Genomic DNA, 17216 nt, shown 5'->3' with positions numbered 1-17216 from the left:
CAGACTCAGGGCCTCGCCATGAACCACTCGGTGAACGAGGCGGCGCGGCCTGAGCCGTCAAAGCGCACCACCCAGAGATTGTCATAGCTGGGCTGGTCCCCGGCATAGACGGTCACGCCTTGAACGAAGGCCGTGGGGCCGTCGGTTCCCAGCAGGTCCCAGCTGAAGGTCCAGTCCTGGGGTTCGTCCCGGGCAGCCAGCCAACCGTCCACGATCCCGTCCCGGCCGGTCCAGGCGTCGGGGTCGTGCGGCCGGGTTTCATACCGCGCATTCTCCGTGAAAAGTGCGCGGATGTGCTCCGGATCGTTGCTGGACCATGCGGCCTGGTAGTTGTCCATCCACGTGGCGATGTGCAGGGCTGCTTCCGTGGGCTCGGTCATCCCCCCGTTGTACGCGCCTGCCTGACCCGGCGCAAGGGAACTACCCGTTCACCGCGGCAATCCACACCCCGATGACCCAGGCGCTTGCGGCCAGGCACGCCAGCCCGAATTCGGCGAGCATCCCGATGCCGGTGGCTTTGAGGGCGGCCCAGCTGGAACGGGCCGCGGTGGGCAGGTTGCGTGTGCGCAGGACTTCACTGAGGAGCAGGCCTGCGGCGAACCCGACGAACAGTCCCACCACCGGGATGATGAACATGCCGGCCACACCGGCCACCAGTCCCACCACGATGCTGCGGCTGGGGATGGCATGCTCCTTGAGCTTCCGCCCGGTGAGGACGGCGCCGGCGGCCATCCCGGCGGCCACGAAGATGATGCCGACGGCGAACACCACCCAGCCGGCGGGACCGGCGCCGCCCCAGATGGCCCACGCCAGCAGGCTGGCCCCGATCAGGATGCTGCCGGGCAGGACGGGGATGATGGTCCCCGCCACACCCACCAGGATCGCAAGGCCGCACAGGATGGTCACCACGGTCTCGGAAGTCATGGCACCCAGTCTAGGGTGGCGCGCCTGCCGGACCGGACCGCGCTAACGCCCGACGGCGGTGCCTCCTTTCGGGGAAGGAGGCACCGCCGTCGGGAGTAACGGGGGTTGGACTACTCCGCTTCCACCGCCGCGGCGACGGCCGCTGTCACCGCCGGTGCAACCCGGGGGTCGAGCGGGCTGGGCACGATGTAGTCGGCGGCCAGGTCCTCGGCGGCAAGCTCGGCAATGGCGTTGGCCGCCGCCAGCTTCATGGCCGGGGTGATCCGGCGGGCGCCGGCGTCCAGGGCGCCCCGGAAGATGCCGGGGAACGCCAGGACGTTGTTGATCTGGTTGGGGAAGTCACTGCGGCCGGTGGCCACCACGGCGGCGTACTTCGCGGCGACCTCCGGCAGGACCTCGGGGTCCGGGTTGGAAAGGGCGAACACGATGGCGTCCTGGTTCATCAGGGCAAGGTGTGCCTCGTCCAGCTTTGAGGAGGAAACGCCGATGAAGACGTCCGCTCCGGTAAGCGCCTCGGCCGGGCCGCCTTCCACCCCGCGGGGGTTGCTGCGGCCGGCAATGTCAGCCTTCTTGCTGGACGTGTCCGCGGCGAGGTCGGCGCGGGTGCTGTTGATGACACCGCGGGAATCCAGCAGGACGACATCCGGGATGCCGGCGGCCAGGAGGATTTCGGCGACGGCGATGCCCGCGGCACCGGCACCGGAAACCACAACCTTCAGGCTGTCCAGGCTGCGGCCGGTCACCTTGGCGGCGTTGGTCAGGGCGGCCAGTGCCACCACTGCGGTGCCGTGCTGGTCGTCATGCATGACCGGGCAGTCCAGGGCCTCGATCAGCTTTTCCTCGAGCTCGAAGCAGCGGGGAGCGGCAATGTCCTCGAGGTTGACGGCGCCGAAGCTGGGACGCAGGCGGACAAGGGTCTCCACGATTTCGTCGACGTCGCTGGTGTTCAGGACCAAGGGGATGGAATCAAGGTCGCCGAAGGTCTTGAAGAGTGCGGACTTGCCCTCCATCACGGGCAGGGAGGCGCTGGCACCAATGTTGCCCAGGCCCAGGACTGCGGTGCCGTCGCTGACTACGACCACCAGGCGCTCGGCCCAGGTCAGGGTGCGGGCGAGCTCCGGCTGCTTGTGGATGGCGCGGCTGACCTCGGCCACACCGGGGGTGTAGGCGATGGACAGGTCGCGCTTGTTGGACAGCGGGACGGTGCTGGCGATGGAGAGCTTTCCGCCCTGGTGGGCGTCGAAGATCTCGGCTTCGGTCAAGGCTGTGGCTGCGGAATTGTCAGTGGCTGTAGCTGCGTCAATGGACACGTCGTTGTCTCCTGGTGCTCGCCGTGCACGCACGGCACATGGGGCCGGACCCGTGCGGGCTCCGGCAGGGAAAATGGTGCGACAGGAAACCCAGGGGTGGCGGGTCCGTAGGAGCCCCCGGGGATGTTCGCTCCCTGCTGCTCCGCTGGATCAATGGTAGGCAAGCGCCGGAGCCCGCAACGGCGGTCTTGACAGCGAAAACGGACGACAAATCGTTTATTCAGCGCTTATTATGACTCACGCCACGCCATAAAGGCGTATTTAATGCCGAATTGGTCTAGACCGGTTACGCCGTCTGGTGGAGTGTGAACCGGGCATCCGCGGCCGGAGAGAGCCGGGTGCAGGCCTTTTTGAGGTCTTCTTCGGCCTCGAAGAGGGACAGCCGGCGGTTCCGGACGGACTGGACCAGACCAGTGACGGACAGCATCAGGACCCTGGCGGCCACGGCATCGCCGGCGGCGGCCTCCACTGCCTTCTGCCCCAGGGCGTCGATGTCGCGCAGGAGGGCCGTGGTGTCCCGGTCGGGAAGGTACACACCGCGGCTCAGGCACTGTTCCACGGCAGGCTGCATGACCCGCATGTGGAAGATTTCCATCACGACGCCGGGCAGGGTGCGGCCGCGGAACCGGTCAGACTCGCGCCGTGCAGCGGCCTCCAACTCTTCCAGCTGGTGGCGGTACAGGGCAAGCACCAGGTGTGTGGAAGACGGAAAGTAGCGGTACACCGTCCCCAACGGAACGTCTGCTTTCGCGGCGATGTCGGACAGGTCCACGGAGTCCAGGCCCTTCCGGGCAAAGGAAGCAGCGGCTTCGAGCATGCGTGCGTAGCGAAGGCGCTGGCGTGGTGCAGTGGGCCGGGGGGCCATGGGCGGATGGTCTGAAACAGTCTCGGTCATCAGCATTTTCCGGGGTTGTGTTCTGGGGTTGCTGCTGCCCGGGCTCCCCCATCCATACAGCCCCGCAGCCGGCTCAACTATACGGCACCAGCCAGCGATGCAACCCGTCAGTGTCCTTACCAATGGCCGCCGGAAGGGTCAGTCCACGCCTTTGATCTTGACGACGAAAACAGCGCCCAGCAGGCCGATGACGGCCGCCGTGGTGAAGAGGGTTCCGTACCCGCCGAAGAACTTCAGGGCCAGGAACGCAAGCAGGGGTGCGATCACCTGCGGCAGGGAGCTGGCGATGTTGATGACACCCAGGTCCTTGCCCCGGTCCGCGGCCTTCGGAAGCACCTGGGTCAGCAGGGCAAAGTCCACTGCAAGGTAGGCTCCAAAGCCGATGCCCAGCACGGCGGCGCCGGCAAGGGCACCCGGCCAGACCGGAAAGAAGGCCATGATCAGGGCCGCCATGGCGATCGTGGCCGAGGAGCCGATGACAAACGGCTTCCGTTTGCCAACCCTGTCACTCCACGGCCCGGCGATCACAGCGGTGATCATCACCATCACCGCATAGATTCCGGTGAGTATCAGAACTCCGAAGGCAGGGTCGCCGTGTTTGATGATGTCCCGGAGGAAGAAGAGCAGGTACACGATGGTGAGCTGATTGCCCACGTTAACCAGCAGCCGGGTCAGCCAGGCCCAGCCGAAGTCCGGATACCGGACAGGACTGATGTAGAAACCCTTGGCAAAGGCCCGCAGATTGAAAGTGCCCAGTTCCGATTTGGGCAGGGCGGGGTCGTTGCGGTGGAACAGGTAGGGCAGCACGGAAACCAGCAAGGCCCCGGCGCACAGCCAGTAGCCCACCATGAAGTTTCCGGTAACCACAGCGCCGAAGACGGCCCCGGTAAGGACGCCCAAGGTCTGGCCCATGGCCGCCAGCCCGCCCACGCCGCCGCGCTGCGGCACCGGGACCCTGTCCGGGACGGCAGCGAAAATGGCTGCGTAGGCCGCGTTGGCACCCAGTTGCACCAGGCACCAGAACAGCACCATCAGCGCCACCGACGCCGAGACGGACATGGCCAGCAGGGCCGCCGTGGCCAGCACCGCTCCCAGAAGGACCCAGGGGGCTCGGCGGCCAAAGCGCGACGTGGTGCGGTCAGACAGGGCGCCGAACAGCGGGTTGGCCACGAGGGAGACTGCGGCGCCGCATGCCGTGACCAGGGACAGGATGGCTTCCTTGCTGGGCGAATCAATGCTGATGGCCTGCTGGCCGATGAAGACATTGATGGGCCCGAAGAATGCGGCGTTGATGCCAACATTGACCAGCACCAGCCCGGTGACCCAGCGCGCGGTGACCTTCTGCGTTGGCTCGGCGAGCGCCGCCGTCGTGGTCCGCGGAACGTCCGGCGGGACCGGCGTGTTGGACATGCTCATGGCTGGTTCCCCCCGGGGCAGGTGCTGATGCTGGAATTCAGACTATCGTGGGCCTTGCCCGGCGTCTGTGCCGCACGCCGGGGCAGTAACGAGCGCGCGGCACCCCGAGGCTCGAAGGAGAACCACATGAACGCTGCTTCCACCCCTGCCATCAACACGGCGGACCTCTACGACGAGCGCGGCGATGAGCTGGCGTCCGTGGCGCTGCAGTTCCAGTCCCTCGGCGGCCGCACGCATTTCTCCGGGCAGGCCCGGACCATCCGCTGCTTCCAGGACAACGCCCTGGTGAAGTCCACGCTGGCAACCCCGGGCAACGGCAACGTGCTGGTGGTGGACGGCGGCGGCTCGCTGGGGACCGCCCTGATGGGGGACATGATCGCCGAAAGCGCCGTGGCGAACGGCTGGGCCGGCGTCGTGATCAATGGGGCAATCCGGGACCGCGAGGCCATCGCGAAGCTCGACCTGGGCGTGAAGGCGCTGGGCAGCAACCCCCGGAAGAGCGCCAAGGCCGGAGCAGGCGAAGTGGACGTTGACGTGGTGATCGATGGCGTCACCATCCGCACGGGGGCCATGATCTGGTGCGATCCGGACGGCGTCCTCGTGGAGCCGTGACCCGGCAGCCTCAAAAAGTTTCCCGTGCCGGGGAATGGAAGTGCAGGTAAGATAGTTACTGAAAGCAACTATCAATTGCTTACTTCCCTTTTCTTCCCCTTGGAGCCCCTATGTCCAAAGCCACTGCCGCGCCCGGCGCCGGAGATACCCTGACGCAGCGCCAGATCGTCACCGTGATGGTGGGCCTGATGCTGGGCATGTTCCTGGCCTCGTTGGACCAGACCATCGTGTCCACGTCCATCTACACCATCGCCAACGACCTGGACGGCCTCTCGCTCCAGGCGTGGGCCACCACTGCGTACCTGATCACCTCCACGGTCAGCACCCCGCTGTACGGCAAGCTGAGCGATATATTCGGCCGCCGGCCCCTGTACCTGAGCGCCATCGTGATCTTCCTGGCGGGCTCGGTCTACGCCGGTTCCGTCCATTCCATGACGGAACTTGCACTGGCCCGCGGCGTCCAGGGCCTCGGCGCCGGCGGCCTGCTGGCACTGGCCCTGACCATCATCGGCGACATTGTCTCGCTCAAGGACCGGGCCAAGTACCAGGGCTACTTCATGTCCGTGTTCGGCATCTCCTCGGTGCTGGGCCCCGTGGTGGGCGGTGCCTTCGCCGGAACCTCCAACATCCTGGGCTTTGACGGCTGGCGCTGGGTGTTCTTCATCAACGTGCCTATCGGCCTCGCCGCCCTGGTGGTGGTGTTCCTGTTCCTGCACCTGCCGGCCAAGCACCTGAAGCAGAAGATCGACTACTGGGGCGCCGCAGCCATCACCGTGGCCATCGTCCCGCTGCTCCTGGTGGCCGAGCAGGGCCGCTCCTGGGGCTGGGCGTCCACCAACTCCTTCCTCTGCTACGGCCTGGGCGTACTGGGCATCGCCTGGTTCCTGCTGGCCGAGAAACGCGCCGGAGACTACGCCCTGATCCCGCTGCGGCTTTTCAGCAACATCACCTTCGGGCTGTCCTCGCTGCTGAACTTCATCATCGGCATCGGCATGTTCGGTGCCATCGCCATGCTCCCCATGTACCTCCAACTCGTGAAGGGCCTGACTCCCACCGAGGCCGGCCTGATGATGATCACCTTCACCGTGGGCATCCTGTTCGGGTCCATCACCGCCGGGCGGACCATCTCTGCGTCCGGCACCTTCCGGATCTTCCCCATCATGGGCACGGGAATCCTCACGGCCGCAGCACTGGTCATGGGGCTTTCGCTTCGCGTGGACACGGCCCTGTGGGTTCCCGGACTGATCGCCGTGTTCTTCGGCGTGGGCCTGGGCTTCTGCATGCAGCCGCTCACCTTGGCCATGCAGACCTCCGTCCCGCCGCGTGACATGGGTGTGGGAACGTCCTCGGCCGCCTTCTTCCGCTCCATGGGCGGCGCCGTGGGAACCGCCGTCTTCATCTCCATGCTGTTCAGCCTGGCGGCCGACAAGATCGCCGACGGCATGAAGGCAGCCACCACTGATGCCGCGTACCTTGCCGTCCTGAAGGACCCGGCGGTGGCGGCAGACCCGGCCAACGCCAAGCTGTACGACTTCTTCAAGAACGGCGCGTCCAACGATTCGCTCAACGACACCAGCTGGCTGCACACGGCCAACAGCACCCTGACCCGGCCCATCACCGAAGGCTTCGCCGGTTCGATCGACGCCGTGATGCTGACAGCTGCGGTGCTGACCGGAATCGCGTTCCTCATCAGCCTCGCGCTGCCGAAGAAGAAGCTGACGGACCCCAACGCCACTCCCCCGCAGGACAACGACACCCTGCAGGTCCCCGCCCACTAATCGCGAGCTCACTTGTGGTGTCCAAAACACCAACGCGCGCTCACTCGTGGCGGCATAACCGGAACCCTTTCGCACACCGTGCGGGAGGGTTCCGGCGTTTCTCTTCTGAGTGCTGCGCGCCCGGGGCGGGGTGTACGACGGCGGCGCGTACCGTCGTCGTGCGCGTCCACTGCGGGAGGGGAGCCGGCGCGGGCCTGCTTTAACTGGAACGGTTCGCCGTGGCATGGAACACTACCGTAAGTACACTGGCCATTCAGCCGGTCCGCAGCCGACGACGTCCGCGCGAACTCCACCACACCCCAAACCCAGGGAGAACCATGCCCACTGCACAGGAGCAGACCAAGACCCGCATACCGCAGCGGGTGATCTGGCTGGCCCTTGCGGGAGCGGTGGGCGGATTCCTCTTCGGCTTCGACTCGTCCGTGGTGAACGGTGCCGTGGACGCCATGAAGGGCGAGTTCGCGCTCTCCGAGGCGGTGACCGGGTTCGCCGTCGCCGTTGCGCTGCTGGGCTGCGCAGCCGGCGCCTACCTGGCAGGCAAGGTGGCCGACAAATACGGCCGCATCCCCGCCATGAAAATCGGTGCGCTGCTCTTCCTGGTCAGCGCCATCGGCACCGGCTTCGCTTTCAGCGTGTGGGACCTCATTTTCTGGCGGCTGGTGGGCGGACTCGGCATTGGCCTCGCCTCCGTGATTGCCCCTGCATATATCTCCGAAATCTCGCCGCGGCAGGTCCGCGGGCGGCTCGCCTCCCTGCAGCAGCTGGCCATCACCACAGGTATTTTCGCGGCCCTGCTGTCGGACGCCCTCCTGGCCACCAGCGCCGGCGGCGCGGACCAGACCTTCTGGCTGGGCATCGAGGCGTGGCGCTGGATGTTCCTGGCCGCCGCCGTTCCCGCCCTGGTTTACGGCTGGATTGCCTTCACGCTCCCGGAGTCTCCGCGGTTCCTGGTGTTCCAGGGCAAAGACGACGAAGCACGCAAGATCTTCGACAGCATCGCCCCGGCCGATGACACCGAGCGCCACATCCGGGAAATCCGGGACGCCATCGAGGAAGACAAGATCGCCGGGCAGAAGGGCTCGCTGCGCGGCAAGACCTTCGGCCTGCAGGCGGTGGTCTGGGTGGGCATCATCCTCTCCATGCTGCAGCAGTTCGTGGGCATCAACGTGATCTTCTACTACTCCACCACCCTGTGGAAGGCCGTGGGTTTCCGGGAAGAGGATTCCCTGGCCATCTCGGTGGCCACATCCGTCACCAACATCCTGGTCACCCTCGTGGCCATTGCCTTGGTGGACCGGGTGGGCCGCCGCCCCATCCTGCTGGTTGGTTCCGTAGGCATGGCCGTCTCCCTGGGCGCCATGGCCCTGGCCTTCTCCTCCGCAACGGGATCCGGCGAAGACATCACCCTCCCGGGCGCCTGGGGGCCCGTGGCCCTGGTGGCTGCCAACGTGTTCGTGGTCAGCTTCGGCGCCTCCTGGGGCCCGCTGGTGTGGGTGCTGCTCGGCGAGATCTTCCCGTCCCGCATCCGCGCCCGCGCCCTGGGGCTCGCCGCCGCGGCACAGTGGGTGGCCAACTTCGCCATCACCCTCAGCTTCCCGGTGATGTCCGCCGTGTCCCTGCCGCTGACCTACGCCATGTACGCGCTGTTCGCGGCGGCATCCTTCTTCTTCGTGATGTTCAAGGTGCCGGAGACCAACGGCATGTCCCTCGAGCAGGCGGAGACCCTGTTCGTGGCCAAGGGGTCGGCGAAGGGCTGACAGCAGGTCCGGCTGAACCCAGGTCCGGCTGAACTCCGTCAGGGAACCACCCGCTAGATTGGACGGGTGACTGATCTGGGGGCGGTCCTTGAGGCCGGACAGCTGGTGGTGGGCTATGGCGGCGCGCCCGTTTGCGGCGAAGTGACGGCGGAAGTGCGCGCAGGCCAGGTGCTGGGCGTGGTGGGCGTCAACGGGGCCGGGAAATCCACGGTGGTACAGACCATCGCCGGCCGGCAGCCCGCCATCAGCGGCGACGCCCGGATCCTCGGACTGCCCGTGGACCCGGATTCCGTCCATTTCCGCCGTGAAGTTGCCGCCGTGTTCGACGACGACCTCTTCTTTCCGTCGCTGAGCGTCACCGAGCACCTGCTCCTGGTGGCCCGCGGCCACTCGCTGGCGGCTCCCGGGGAGCGGGTGGCTGCCGAACTGGAGTTCTTTGGCCTGTCCACGCGCGCGGACGCCATACCGGATGCATTGTCTTCGGGGCAGCGGCGCCGCCTGCTGTTGGCCGCGGGATTCATCCGGCCATCGGCCCTGCTGATCCTGGACGAGCCGGAGCAGCGCCTGGACCCCGGCATGCGGGACGCCCTGGCAGGCCGGATCGCCGCCTACGCGGAGGGCGGTGGCGCCGTCCTGCTGGTGACACACGACCCGCGGCTGCTGGTCCGCACGGCAACCTCTGCACTGGTGATCAAGGACGATGTGGAGCTGGTGTCCGCCGACGAGGGGGCAGCTTTCATTGCAGGCCTCTGATCCCGTGACAGGCGCCCAAGCCGGCACCGCCCTTGCCGGCGAATTGGTGACTTTCACCAGGCGGCACTCCCGGGCGTACAACCGCACCCAGACGTCCGTGGGAGATGCCTTCGCGGATATTTATACCTCCCTGGTGGCCCTGGGCTGCGCCGCTGCCATTGCCGTTTCCTTCGTGGGCGGGCTGCGCGATGAAATGACCAGGGACAACGCCATGGCGGCAAGCCTGGTGGCGGGGAGCCCGCTGGTGCTTCCGGCCCCGCTCCTGTGGACCCTGCTGACCTACGGCGGATTGGCGGCCATCCTGGCAGTGGCACGGCGGCTGGGTCCCATCGCCGTCACGGGCGCGCAGGGTGCGTGGTGGCTGCCGCTGCCCCTTGACCGCCGCCCCATGGTGTTGCCCACCTTCCGGCGCCGCCTGCTTTCCGTGGGCCTCGGCGCCACCCTCGGCTATGTCCCGTTCAGCATCGTCACGGACCTGGCGGCGGACGCCGCGGACCACGCGCTGGCCGCGGCAACGTTCGGGGCCGCAAGCGTGGCGGTAGTGGGCATTGCAGGTGTACTCCAGCTCGGGCTGGTGGCTCCGCGCCGTGGCCGGGCCGCCGCACTGCTGGCCCTCGCCCCGCTTGCGCTGCTGCCGGGGATGGCCGACGCCGGGTGGCCATTGGCTGCCGCGGTGCTGGCCGGCGTCGTGGTCCTTGTTCCCCTTTTGCGCCGCGCGGGCCAGGTCACCGGCATGGAACTGGTCCGTGGCGGCAACGTGTCAGGGCACGCGGCGTCGGCGGTGTTCTTCCTGGACACCAACGAGCTGCTCCGCTCGATGGCGGGGACACCGCGTCCCGCAGCCGGTTCCCGGGCCCGGCGTTTCTATGCCCGCAGGACGCGGGGCCCGTTTGCCGGCCTCGTCAGGGCGGACGTTACGGCGTTCCTTCGCCTGCAGCCCCTCCTGGCAGTGCCGTTGCTGTGGCTGGCGGCATGCCTGGCCGTGGTGGTGTCCGACGCCGGGCTCCCCGCCTGGCTGCAGCTGGTCTTCCTGCTGGTGGCCGGCTGTGGAGTGGCCAGCGGGATGGGCACCGTGGCCCGGCGGACAGCGTTGTTGCCCGAGCTGGACGCCCTGCTGCCGCTCCCCCGCGCCGCCGTCCGGGCGAGCCGGCTGTTGATGCCCGCGCTGGCGCTGGCCGCTTGGATGACACTGCTCTCGGGCGCCCTGGCCCTGCTGGGGGCGGGCGGACCGCTGTTGCCCGCCATGGGTGCGCTGGCCGGCATCGGCATGGGCGCCGGCTGCCTCCGCGGAGCTACCCGGCCGCCCGCGGACTGGACGCTGCCGCCGGTGGATACGCCAATGGGCCCGGTTCCCCGGGCCCAGTTGTCCTCGCTGCTGCGGGGACTCGACGTCACCGTCCTGTCTCTGCTGCCGGTGGGGATCGCCCTCTTCGTGGGGCAGGCCCTTCCGGTGCTTGTCATGGTGCAGGCCGCGGTGAGCCTGGCTGCGGTGCTGGTGGTCCTGCTGTCCGGCACCAAGTCTGCCTCCGGGAGGCAGTAGCGACTCCTAGACCAGGTGCGGTTCGTGCGCCGTAAGGTACTTGCGGCCGCTGAACGCCACCAGGATGGCAATTCCCATGGCCACGGCACCGGCGTAGAAGGGCACCTGGGGGCCGAAGTGCTCACCCAGTTGCGCGGCCAGGAATGGCGCCAGCGCGCCGCCCATCCAGCGGACGAAGTTGTAGCCGGAGGAGGCCACCGGCCGAGGGGAATCGGAGACGCCCATGGCCAGTTCGGTGTAGACGGTGTTGTTGATGCCCAGCAGGGCGCCCGCCACAATGACCAGTACGACGACGGCAGGCACCGAGTGCCCGGCCGCCAGTCCCAGGCCGGCCAGGTCCAGCAACAGGACGAACAGGGTGCCGGTCAGCACCTTGACGGCACCGAAGCGGCGCTGCAGGACCGGCGCGACGAAGACGGAGAACACGGCCACCGCCACGCCCCAGCCGAAGAAGACGGCGCCGATTCCATACGCGTCCATGCCCAGGATGAAGGGGGTGAAAGCCAGGATGGTGAAGAAGCCGTAGTTGTAGAACAAGCCGCTGGCCGCCGTCGTGCGCAATCCCTTGTGGCCCAGGGCCAGTAGCGGATCGCGGAGGCGCACCTTGCGCTCGGGCAGCGGCGTCTTGGGAAGCAGGGCCAGCAAGGCGATGAATGCGGCGGCCATCAGGACGGCCGTGCCAAAGAACGGGGCGCGCCACTGCCAGCCGCCCAGCAGGGCGCCCAGGAGCGGGCCGAGGGAGATGCCAAGGCCCAGTGCGGCCTCGTAGAGGATGATGGCAATGCCGGCGCCGCCGCTTGCCACACCCACGATGACCGCGAGGGCGGTGGCGACGAAGAGGGCGTTGCCCAGGCCCCAGCCGGCGCGGAAGCCCACCAGCTCATCCACGCTGCCGGACAGGCCGGAGAGCGAAGAGAACACCACGATGATGGCCAGCCCGATCAGCAGGGTTTTCTTGCCGCCGATGCGGGACGAGACGAAGCCGGTGATCAGCATCGCCAGGGCGGTGACCAGGAAGTAGCTGGTGAACAGCAGCGAGACCTCGCTGGGGCTGGCGTCCAGGTTGGTGGCGATCGCGGGGAGGATGGGGTCCACCAGGCCGATGCCCATGAACGCGAAGACCGCGGCCAGGGCGGTGGCCCACACGGCTTTTGGCTGTTTGAGGAAGGAGGCCTTTTCGGCCTGCAGGGTGTTCCCGGGTGCCGGCAGGGTGTCTGCTTGGCGGTTCATGGGGTGTGCTCCTAAGGGGGTGCGGTGCGTCAGTTCTGGAGGGACGCGTTGATTTTGTCGATGACGGGCAGCGCCGCCGCCAGTGCTTCCCGGTCCTGCTCGGTGAGTTCGCCGAGGAGTTCGGCCATGACGGCGTTGCGCCGCTGGTTTGCGGACTCGACGGCGGCGCGGCCTTCGGCGGTCAGGATGACGCGGACGGCGCGGGAGTCGGCGGGGTCGGGTTCGCGGCGGGCCAGCCCGGCGCGTTCGAGCTTGATGATCTGCTCGGTGGCGCTGGGTACCCTGACGCCGAGGTTGCGGGCGATCTCACCTACCCGGACGCCGTCGTCCAGCAGCATCTTCAGGGTGCTGAGCTGGGCGGCGCTGAGGTCTCCGTCCGCGTCGAGGCGGCGGACCAGGTAGACGCTGTGGCGCAGGGCTTCGCGGAAGCCTGCGGCGAGTTCCTGGAGCTTGGTGTCATTCATCATTAGGTACCCTAACATTTAGGGTACCTAACAGTCAAGGATGTGCTGTCAGAGCGTGAGCTTCATGCCCTCGTGCGAGCCTTCAAATCCGAGCCGCTGGTAGAAGCGCTGGGCGGCCGTCCGCGTCTTGTGGGTGGTCAGCTGCACCAGCGAACAGCCCTGGCGCCTGGACTCGCCGATGGCCCACTGGATCATCAGGTTGCCGATGCCCTGGCCCCTGAGGGCGTCGGCCACCCGCACGCCCTCGATCTGCGAGCGCCATGCCCCGTGCCGCGAGATGCCGGGGAGGAAGCTCAGCTGGAACGTGGCAACCACCGGACCCGCGGCTTCCCCGGGCGGCACCAGCTCGCCCACAAGGAGCATGTGGCGGGGGTCGCCGTCGATCGCGTCAAAGGCGCGTTCGTAGGGCGCCATGTCCTGGCCCGCCTCGCGGCCCGCGCCCAGGGCGTCATCGGCGAGGAGCTGCACGACGGCGGGCAGGTCCGCCCGCGTGGCGTGGCGGAGGCGGAAAGTCCCGCGCTCGACGTCGGCGGTCAGCAAAGGTTCCGGGGCACCAGCGGTTTCAGTCACCTGCCCAGCCTTACACGGGCGAGCGCGCGTTGCAGGAATACCCACCACAAGTGAGCGCGCGTCAGGTGAAGTAGACGCCGATCCGGTGCGCGCCGATTTCCTCGATGCGGATGTCGATGTCGTAGACGTCGTGGAGCATGGCCTGCTGCATGATCTGCCGCGGGCTGCCCTGGTGGATCAGCCTGCCGTCCTTCATGGCCAGGATGGTGTCCGAGTAGCAGGAGGCGAAGTTGATGTCGTGGACCACGATCACAATCGTCTTGCCGAATTCGTCGGCAAGACGCCGCAGGAGCCGCATCATCTCCACCGAGTGCTTCATGTCCAGGTTGTTCAGCGGCTCGTCCAGGAGCAGGTACTGCGTGTCCTGGGCCAGCACCATGGCAATGAACGCGCGCTGCCGCTGCCCGCCGGAGAGCTCGTCCACGAACTTGTCCGCCATGGGCGTCAGGTCCAGGTGCGCGATGGCCTCTTCCACCTTGGCGAGGTCCTCAACGGTGGGCCGGCCGCCGGAGTGGGGGAACCGGCCGAAGGCCACCAGGTCGCGGACGGTGAGCCGCATGGTGAGGTGGTTCTCCTGGCGGAGGATGGCCATGGTCCGGGCCAGCTGGCGGCTGTCCGTGGACGCGATGTCCAGGCCGCCCACGGACACCTCGCCTGAGCCCAGGGGCTGCAACCGGCTGATCAGTGAGAGCAGGGTGGATTTGCCGGCGCCGTTGGGTCCGATGATCGAGGTGATGCCGCCCTGCGGGAGCTCGCAGCTGACGTCGTCGAGGACCGTCTGGCCGCCGTAGCTTTTGGAGACGTTGCGGACCGCGATGGTCATTTGAGCGAGCCTTTCAGCAGGAGGTAGAGGAAGAGGATGCCGCCGGTGAACTCGATGACCACGCTGAGCGCCGTGCCGAAGCCGAAAACCTTCTCCAAAACCAGCTGGCCGCCCACCAGGGCAATGGCGCCGATCAGTACCACGATGGGCAGCAGCCAGGCGTGGCTGAACCCGCGGCACAGCTGGTAGCCCAGGCTCACCACCAGGAGTCCGAAGAAGGTCACCGGCCCCACCAGGGCGGTGGAGACGGCCACCAGCAGCGAGCACGCCAGCAGCACGCGCATCACCACCTTGCGGTGGTCCACACCCACGTTGATGGCCACGTCCCGGCCCAGCGCCAGGACGTCAAGGGTGTGCCGGGCCCGCCACACGGCCGCGCAAACGGCGGCGACGATCACCGCGGCGACGCCCAGCAGGGCGGGGTCAACGTTGTTGAAGGACGCGAAGAACAGGTCCTGCAGGATGATGAACTCGCTGGGTTCCATCAGCCGCTGCAGCAGTGAGGAGAATCCACGGAACAGGCTGCCGAGGATCACTCCCACCAACAGGAGCAGATGCAGCGAGCGGGTGGCGCCGGTGAACATCCAGCGGTACAGCAGTGCGCTGAAGGTCACCATCAGCACCACCTCCACGCCGAACTGCAGCGTGGGCGGGGCGGTCACCACGGCCGCGGCACCGAGGGGGAAGGCCATGACGGTCTGCACCAGGATGTACAGCGAGTCGAAGCCCATGATGGACGGCGTCAGGATGCGGTTGGCCGTCACGGTCTGGAACAGCAGCGTGGATACGCCCACGGCTACGGCCACCAGCAGCATGGCGGAGACCTTGATGGCGCGGCGCGGCAGGATGTAGCCCACGTTGCCCTTGAGTTCGAAGAACAGGAAGAAGAGGACCGCGGCGGCCGCCGCCGCGAGCAGGACACCCAGCACGACGTGGGGCGGGGCATTGCGGAGCCGGCGCCGGGCCGGGCCGCGGGACGGGGCGGCGGCGGCATCCACGGGAGCCGGGGAGGTCAGGGCTGGCGCCTTAGGCATTGCGTTTCCTCAGGATCAGGGCGAGGAAGAGGATGGCGCCCAGCACGGACATCACCATCCCCACGGGGACCTCGTAGGGGTACCGGATGGTCCGGCCGATGATGTCGCAGACCAGCACGAACGCGGCCCCGAACAGGGCGGTCCAAGGGACGGCCCGGCGGAGGTTGTCACCGAAGATGAGGGAGACGATGTTGGGCACTACCAGGCCCAGGAAGGGTACGGCGCCCACGGTGGTGACCACGACGGCGGAGATCAGCGAGACGATCAGCAACCCCAGCCGCATGGTGCGGGCGTAGTTCAGGCCCAGGTTGGTGGTGAAGTCCTGCCCCATCCCTGCCACGGTGAAACGGTCCGCAGCGAGCACGCCCACCAGCATGAGTGCGGCGACGATCCAGAGAAGCTCATAGCGGCCGCGGAGGACGCCCGAGAAGTCGCCGATCATCCAGTTGCTGAGCGTCTGCAGCAGGTCGTACCGGTAGGCGAAGAAGGTGGTGACGGCGGCGATGATGCCGCCCAGCATGATGCCCACCAGCGGGATGAGCAGGGTGTTCCTGGCGGGCAGCCGCCGCAGGATGGCCAGGAACAGGGCGGTCCCCAGCATCGCGAAAACGCTGGCCACCAGCATCTGGGCCAATATGGGCGCGCCCGGGGCGAGGACCGTGACCACCAGGATGCCCAGTGTGGCGGACTCGACCGTACCCACGGTGGAGGGTTCCACGAAGCGGTTCCGGGCCATGAGCTGCATGATCAGCCCGGCCACGGCCACAGCCATGCCTGCCAGCAGCACCGCCAGGGTGCGTGGCACCCGGGAGATCCAGAAGATGTCGATGGTGTCCGCGTCACCCGCGAGCAGCGCCGGGAGTGAGACGTCGCTGACGCCCACGAACATGCTTCCGGCGGCGAGGACCAGGACGGCAACTGCGGCGGCAGCCAGGCCCGCGTAGTGGCGGGCCTGGCTGCGGGTTGCCGGCGCATGGGGGCGCGCGGCGGTGATGGTCATGCTGTAGCCCGGTGGTGGTTTAGGCGACGGAGCCGGCCACGGCGTCCACCATGGCTTTGACGTTGTTCAGGCCGTATCCCACGATGTACCAGCCTGCGGGGTCAAGGTTGATGATCTTGCCGTTCTTGGCGGCATTGGTGGACTGGACGAGCTCGTTGTCCAGGATGGCGTTTGCGCTGCCTTCCGTTCCGATGGCGGTATCGCGGTTGATCACGTAGAGGAGGTCCGGGTTGGCCTGCTTGATGTACTCGAAGGAGATGGCCTCGCCATGGGATCCCTCGGACTTCACGTCCGCCGCAGTGGGGACGCCCAAAACGTCGTGGATGATGCCGAAGCGGGACCCCGCGCCGTAGGCGGTGACTTCGCCGCCGGAAGTGAGGACGATCAGGCCCTTGCCGGCTGTTGCGGCCTTGGCTTTGGTGCCGGCCACGGTGGTATCCACGGCGGCGAGCTTCTCCTCAACCTCGGCTGACTTGTTGAAGATGGTCCCCAGCTTTCCGGCCTGCTCTTTAAAGCTGTCCATGGGCTTGGCGGCATCAATGGAGAGATCAATCGTGGGGGCGATCTTGCTCAGCTCTTCATAGGCTCCGGCGGTGCGGCCGGAGATGATGATGAGGTCCGGGTCGCCGGCACTGACGGCTTCGAAGTCGGGTTCCTTCAGGGAGCCGATCTTTGCGTACTTGGCGTCGGAGTATTTCTTCAGCGCGTCCGGGTAGGCGGCCTCCGGCACACCGGCAGGTTCTACTCCCAGGGCATCCATCGTGTCCAGGACGCCGAGGTCGAACGTGAAGACCTTTTCCGGGTTGACGGGAACGTTGGCCGTGCTCCCCTGGGCGTGCTCGACGGTGATGGTGGAGGTTTCCGCTGCGGGGGTTGCCGTGGCGTTGCCGCCGCACGCGGTCGCGGTCAGGAGAGCCGCCCCCGCTGCCATTGCCCCCAGATAGCCCGACAGGCTCTTCTTCACGATGTTCTCCACTCGGTAATAACGTCACAACTTCGTTGCCTAATAGAGCCGAGCCTATAAGTAAGGACAGGCTAACCAATACACTTTCGGTCCGTTTGTGTGCGAGATCACAGAAGAACGACGCCGGCACTGGGGTTCAGTGCCGG

The 17216-nt window shown here is 67.3% G+C and carries 17 protein-coding genes; 5 read left to right on the top strand and 12 right to left on the bottom strand.

The features are described from left to right. Positions 1–5: 5 nt before the first annotated feature. From OVA06_RS19055 to OVA06_RS19035, 5 genes are all read right to left on the bottom strand, one after another. On the bottom strand, positions 6–380 hold the full coding sequence (locus tag OVA06_RS19055; RefSeq protein ID WP_268160483.1) for a nuclear transport factor 2 family protein: 375 nt from the start codon (positions 378–380) through the stop codon (positions 6–8). Positions 381–420: 40 nt separating this feature from the next. Continuing rightward, positions 421–924, bottom strand: a complete 504-nt coding sequence (locus tag OVA06_RS19050) for a DUF456 domain-containing protein (protein ID WP_056080602.1) — start codon at positions 922–924, stop codon at positions 421–423. A gap of 110 nt (positions 925–1034) precedes the next feature. Beyond that, complete coding sequence (locus OVA06_RS19045; protein ID WP_268160481.1) at positions 1035–2234, bottom strand: NAD(P)-dependent malic enzyme; 1200 nt, start codon at positions 2232–2234, stop codon at positions 1035–1037. A gap of 286 nt (positions 2235–2520) precedes the next feature. After that, positions 2521–3129, bottom strand: a complete 609-nt coding sequence (locus OVA06_RS19040) for a TetR/AcrR family transcriptional regulator (protein ID WP_268160479.1) — start codon at positions 3127–3129, stop codon at positions 2521–2523. 138 nt (positions 3130–3267) lie between these two features. Continuing rightward, entirely contained in the window at positions 3268–4545 is a 1278-nt protein-coding gene (locus OVA06_RS19035) for an MFS transporter (RefSeq protein WP_268160477.1), read from the bottom strand. A 126-nt stretch (positions 4546–4671) separates the two neighbouring features. Between OVA06_RS19035 and rraA the strand changes: the two genes are divergently transcribed. From rraA to OVA06_RS19010, 5 genes are all read left to right on the top strand, one after another. Continuing rightward, positions 4672–5157, top strand: coding sequence for a ribonuclease E activity regulator RraA (rraA, locus tag OVA06_RS19030; RefSeq protein ID WP_268160475.1), 486 nt, complete (start codon positions 4672–4674; stop codon positions 5155–5157). Positions 5158–5267: 110 nt separating this feature from the next. Continuing rightward, positions 5268–6935 carry an MDR family MFS transporter gene (locus OVA06_RS19025; protein ID WP_268160473.1) on the top strand — a complete coding sequence of 556 codons (1668 nt, stop codon included), beginning with the start codon at positions 5268–5270 and terminating at the stop codon, positions 6933–6935. Positions 6936–7252: 317 nt separating this feature from the next. After that, positions 7253–8692 (top strand): sugar porter family MFS transporter, encoded by a 1440-nt coding sequence (locus OVA06_RS19020; protein WP_261618990.1) that lies wholly within the window; start codon positions 7253–7255, stop codon positions 8690–8692. Positions 8693–8767: 75 nt separating this feature from the next. Beyond that, positions 8768–9445 (top strand): ABC transporter ATP-binding protein, encoded by a 678-nt coding sequence (locus tag OVA06_RS19015; RefSeq protein WP_268160859.1) that lies wholly within the window; start codon positions 8768–8770, stop codon positions 9443–9445. Between the two features lie 4 nt (positions 9446–9449). Beyond that, positions 9450–10985 carry a DUF6297 family protein gene (locus OVA06_RS19010; RefSeq protein WP_268160471.1) on the top strand — a complete coding sequence of 512 codons (1536 nt, stop codon included), beginning with the start codon at positions 9450–9452 and terminating at the stop codon, positions 10983–10985. A gap of 6 nt (positions 10986–10991) precedes the next feature. Here the strand turns inward: OVA06_RS19010 and OVA06_RS19005 are convergent, their stop codons facing one another. From OVA06_RS19005 to OVA06_RS18975, 7 genes are all read right to left on the bottom strand, one after another. Further along, on the bottom strand, positions 10992–12215 hold the full coding sequence (locus OVA06_RS19005) for an MFS transporter (protein WP_056080583.1): 1224 nt from the start codon (positions 12213–12215) through the stop codon (positions 10992–10994). A gap of 29 nt (positions 12216–12244) precedes the next feature. Beyond that, positions 12245–12697: a MarR family winged helix-turn-helix transcriptional regulator gene (locus tag OVA06_RS19000; RefSeq protein ID WP_268160469.1), complete on the bottom strand. Its 453-nt coding sequence runs from the start codon at positions 12695–12697 to the stop codon at positions 12245–12247. Between the two features lie 30 nt (positions 12698–12727). Beyond that, positions 12728–13219 (bottom strand): GNAT family N-acetyltransferase, encoded by a 492-nt coding sequence (locus OVA06_RS18995; protein ID WP_082497424.1) that lies wholly within the window; start codon positions 13217–13219, stop codon positions 12728–12730. A gap of 91 nt (positions 13220–13310) precedes the next feature. Beyond that, positions 13311–14072, bottom strand: a complete 762-nt coding sequence (locus OVA06_RS18990; RefSeq protein WP_268160467.1) for an iron ABC transporter ATP-binding protein — start codon at positions 14070–14072, stop codon at positions 13311–13313. Further along, the gene (locus tag OVA06_RS18985; RefSeq protein WP_268160465.1) at positions 14069–15106 is read right to left on the bottom strand and encodes an iron chelate uptake ABC transporter family permease subunit; all 1038 of its coding nucleotides are present in this window, start codon (positions 15104–15106) and stop codon (positions 14069–14071) included. Before OVA06_RS18985 ends, OVA06_RS18990 begins: the two co-directional genes overlap by 4 nt. Then, entirely contained in the window at positions 15099–16106 is a 1008-nt protein-coding gene (locus OVA06_RS18980) for an ABC transporter permease (RefSeq protein ID WP_268160463.1), read from the bottom strand. The genes OVA06_RS18985 and OVA06_RS18980 overlap by 8 nt, the downstream gene beginning before the upstream one ends. A gap of 19 nt (positions 16107–16125) precedes the next feature. After that, the gene (locus OVA06_RS18975) at positions 16126–17070 is read right to left on the bottom strand and encodes a siderophore ABC transporter substrate-binding protein (RefSeq protein WP_268160461.1); all 945 of its coding nucleotides are present in this window, start codon (positions 17068–17070) and stop codon (positions 16126–16128) included. Positions 17071–17216: the final 146 nt, after the last annotated feature.

Source organism: Pseudarthrobacter sp. SL88 (genome assembly GCF_026672455.1).
Taxonomy (GTDB): Bacteria; Actinomycetota; Actinomycetes; order Actinomycetales; family Micrococcaceae; genus Arthrobacter.
This window is presented reverse-complemented; position numbering and strand designations above follow the sequence as displayed.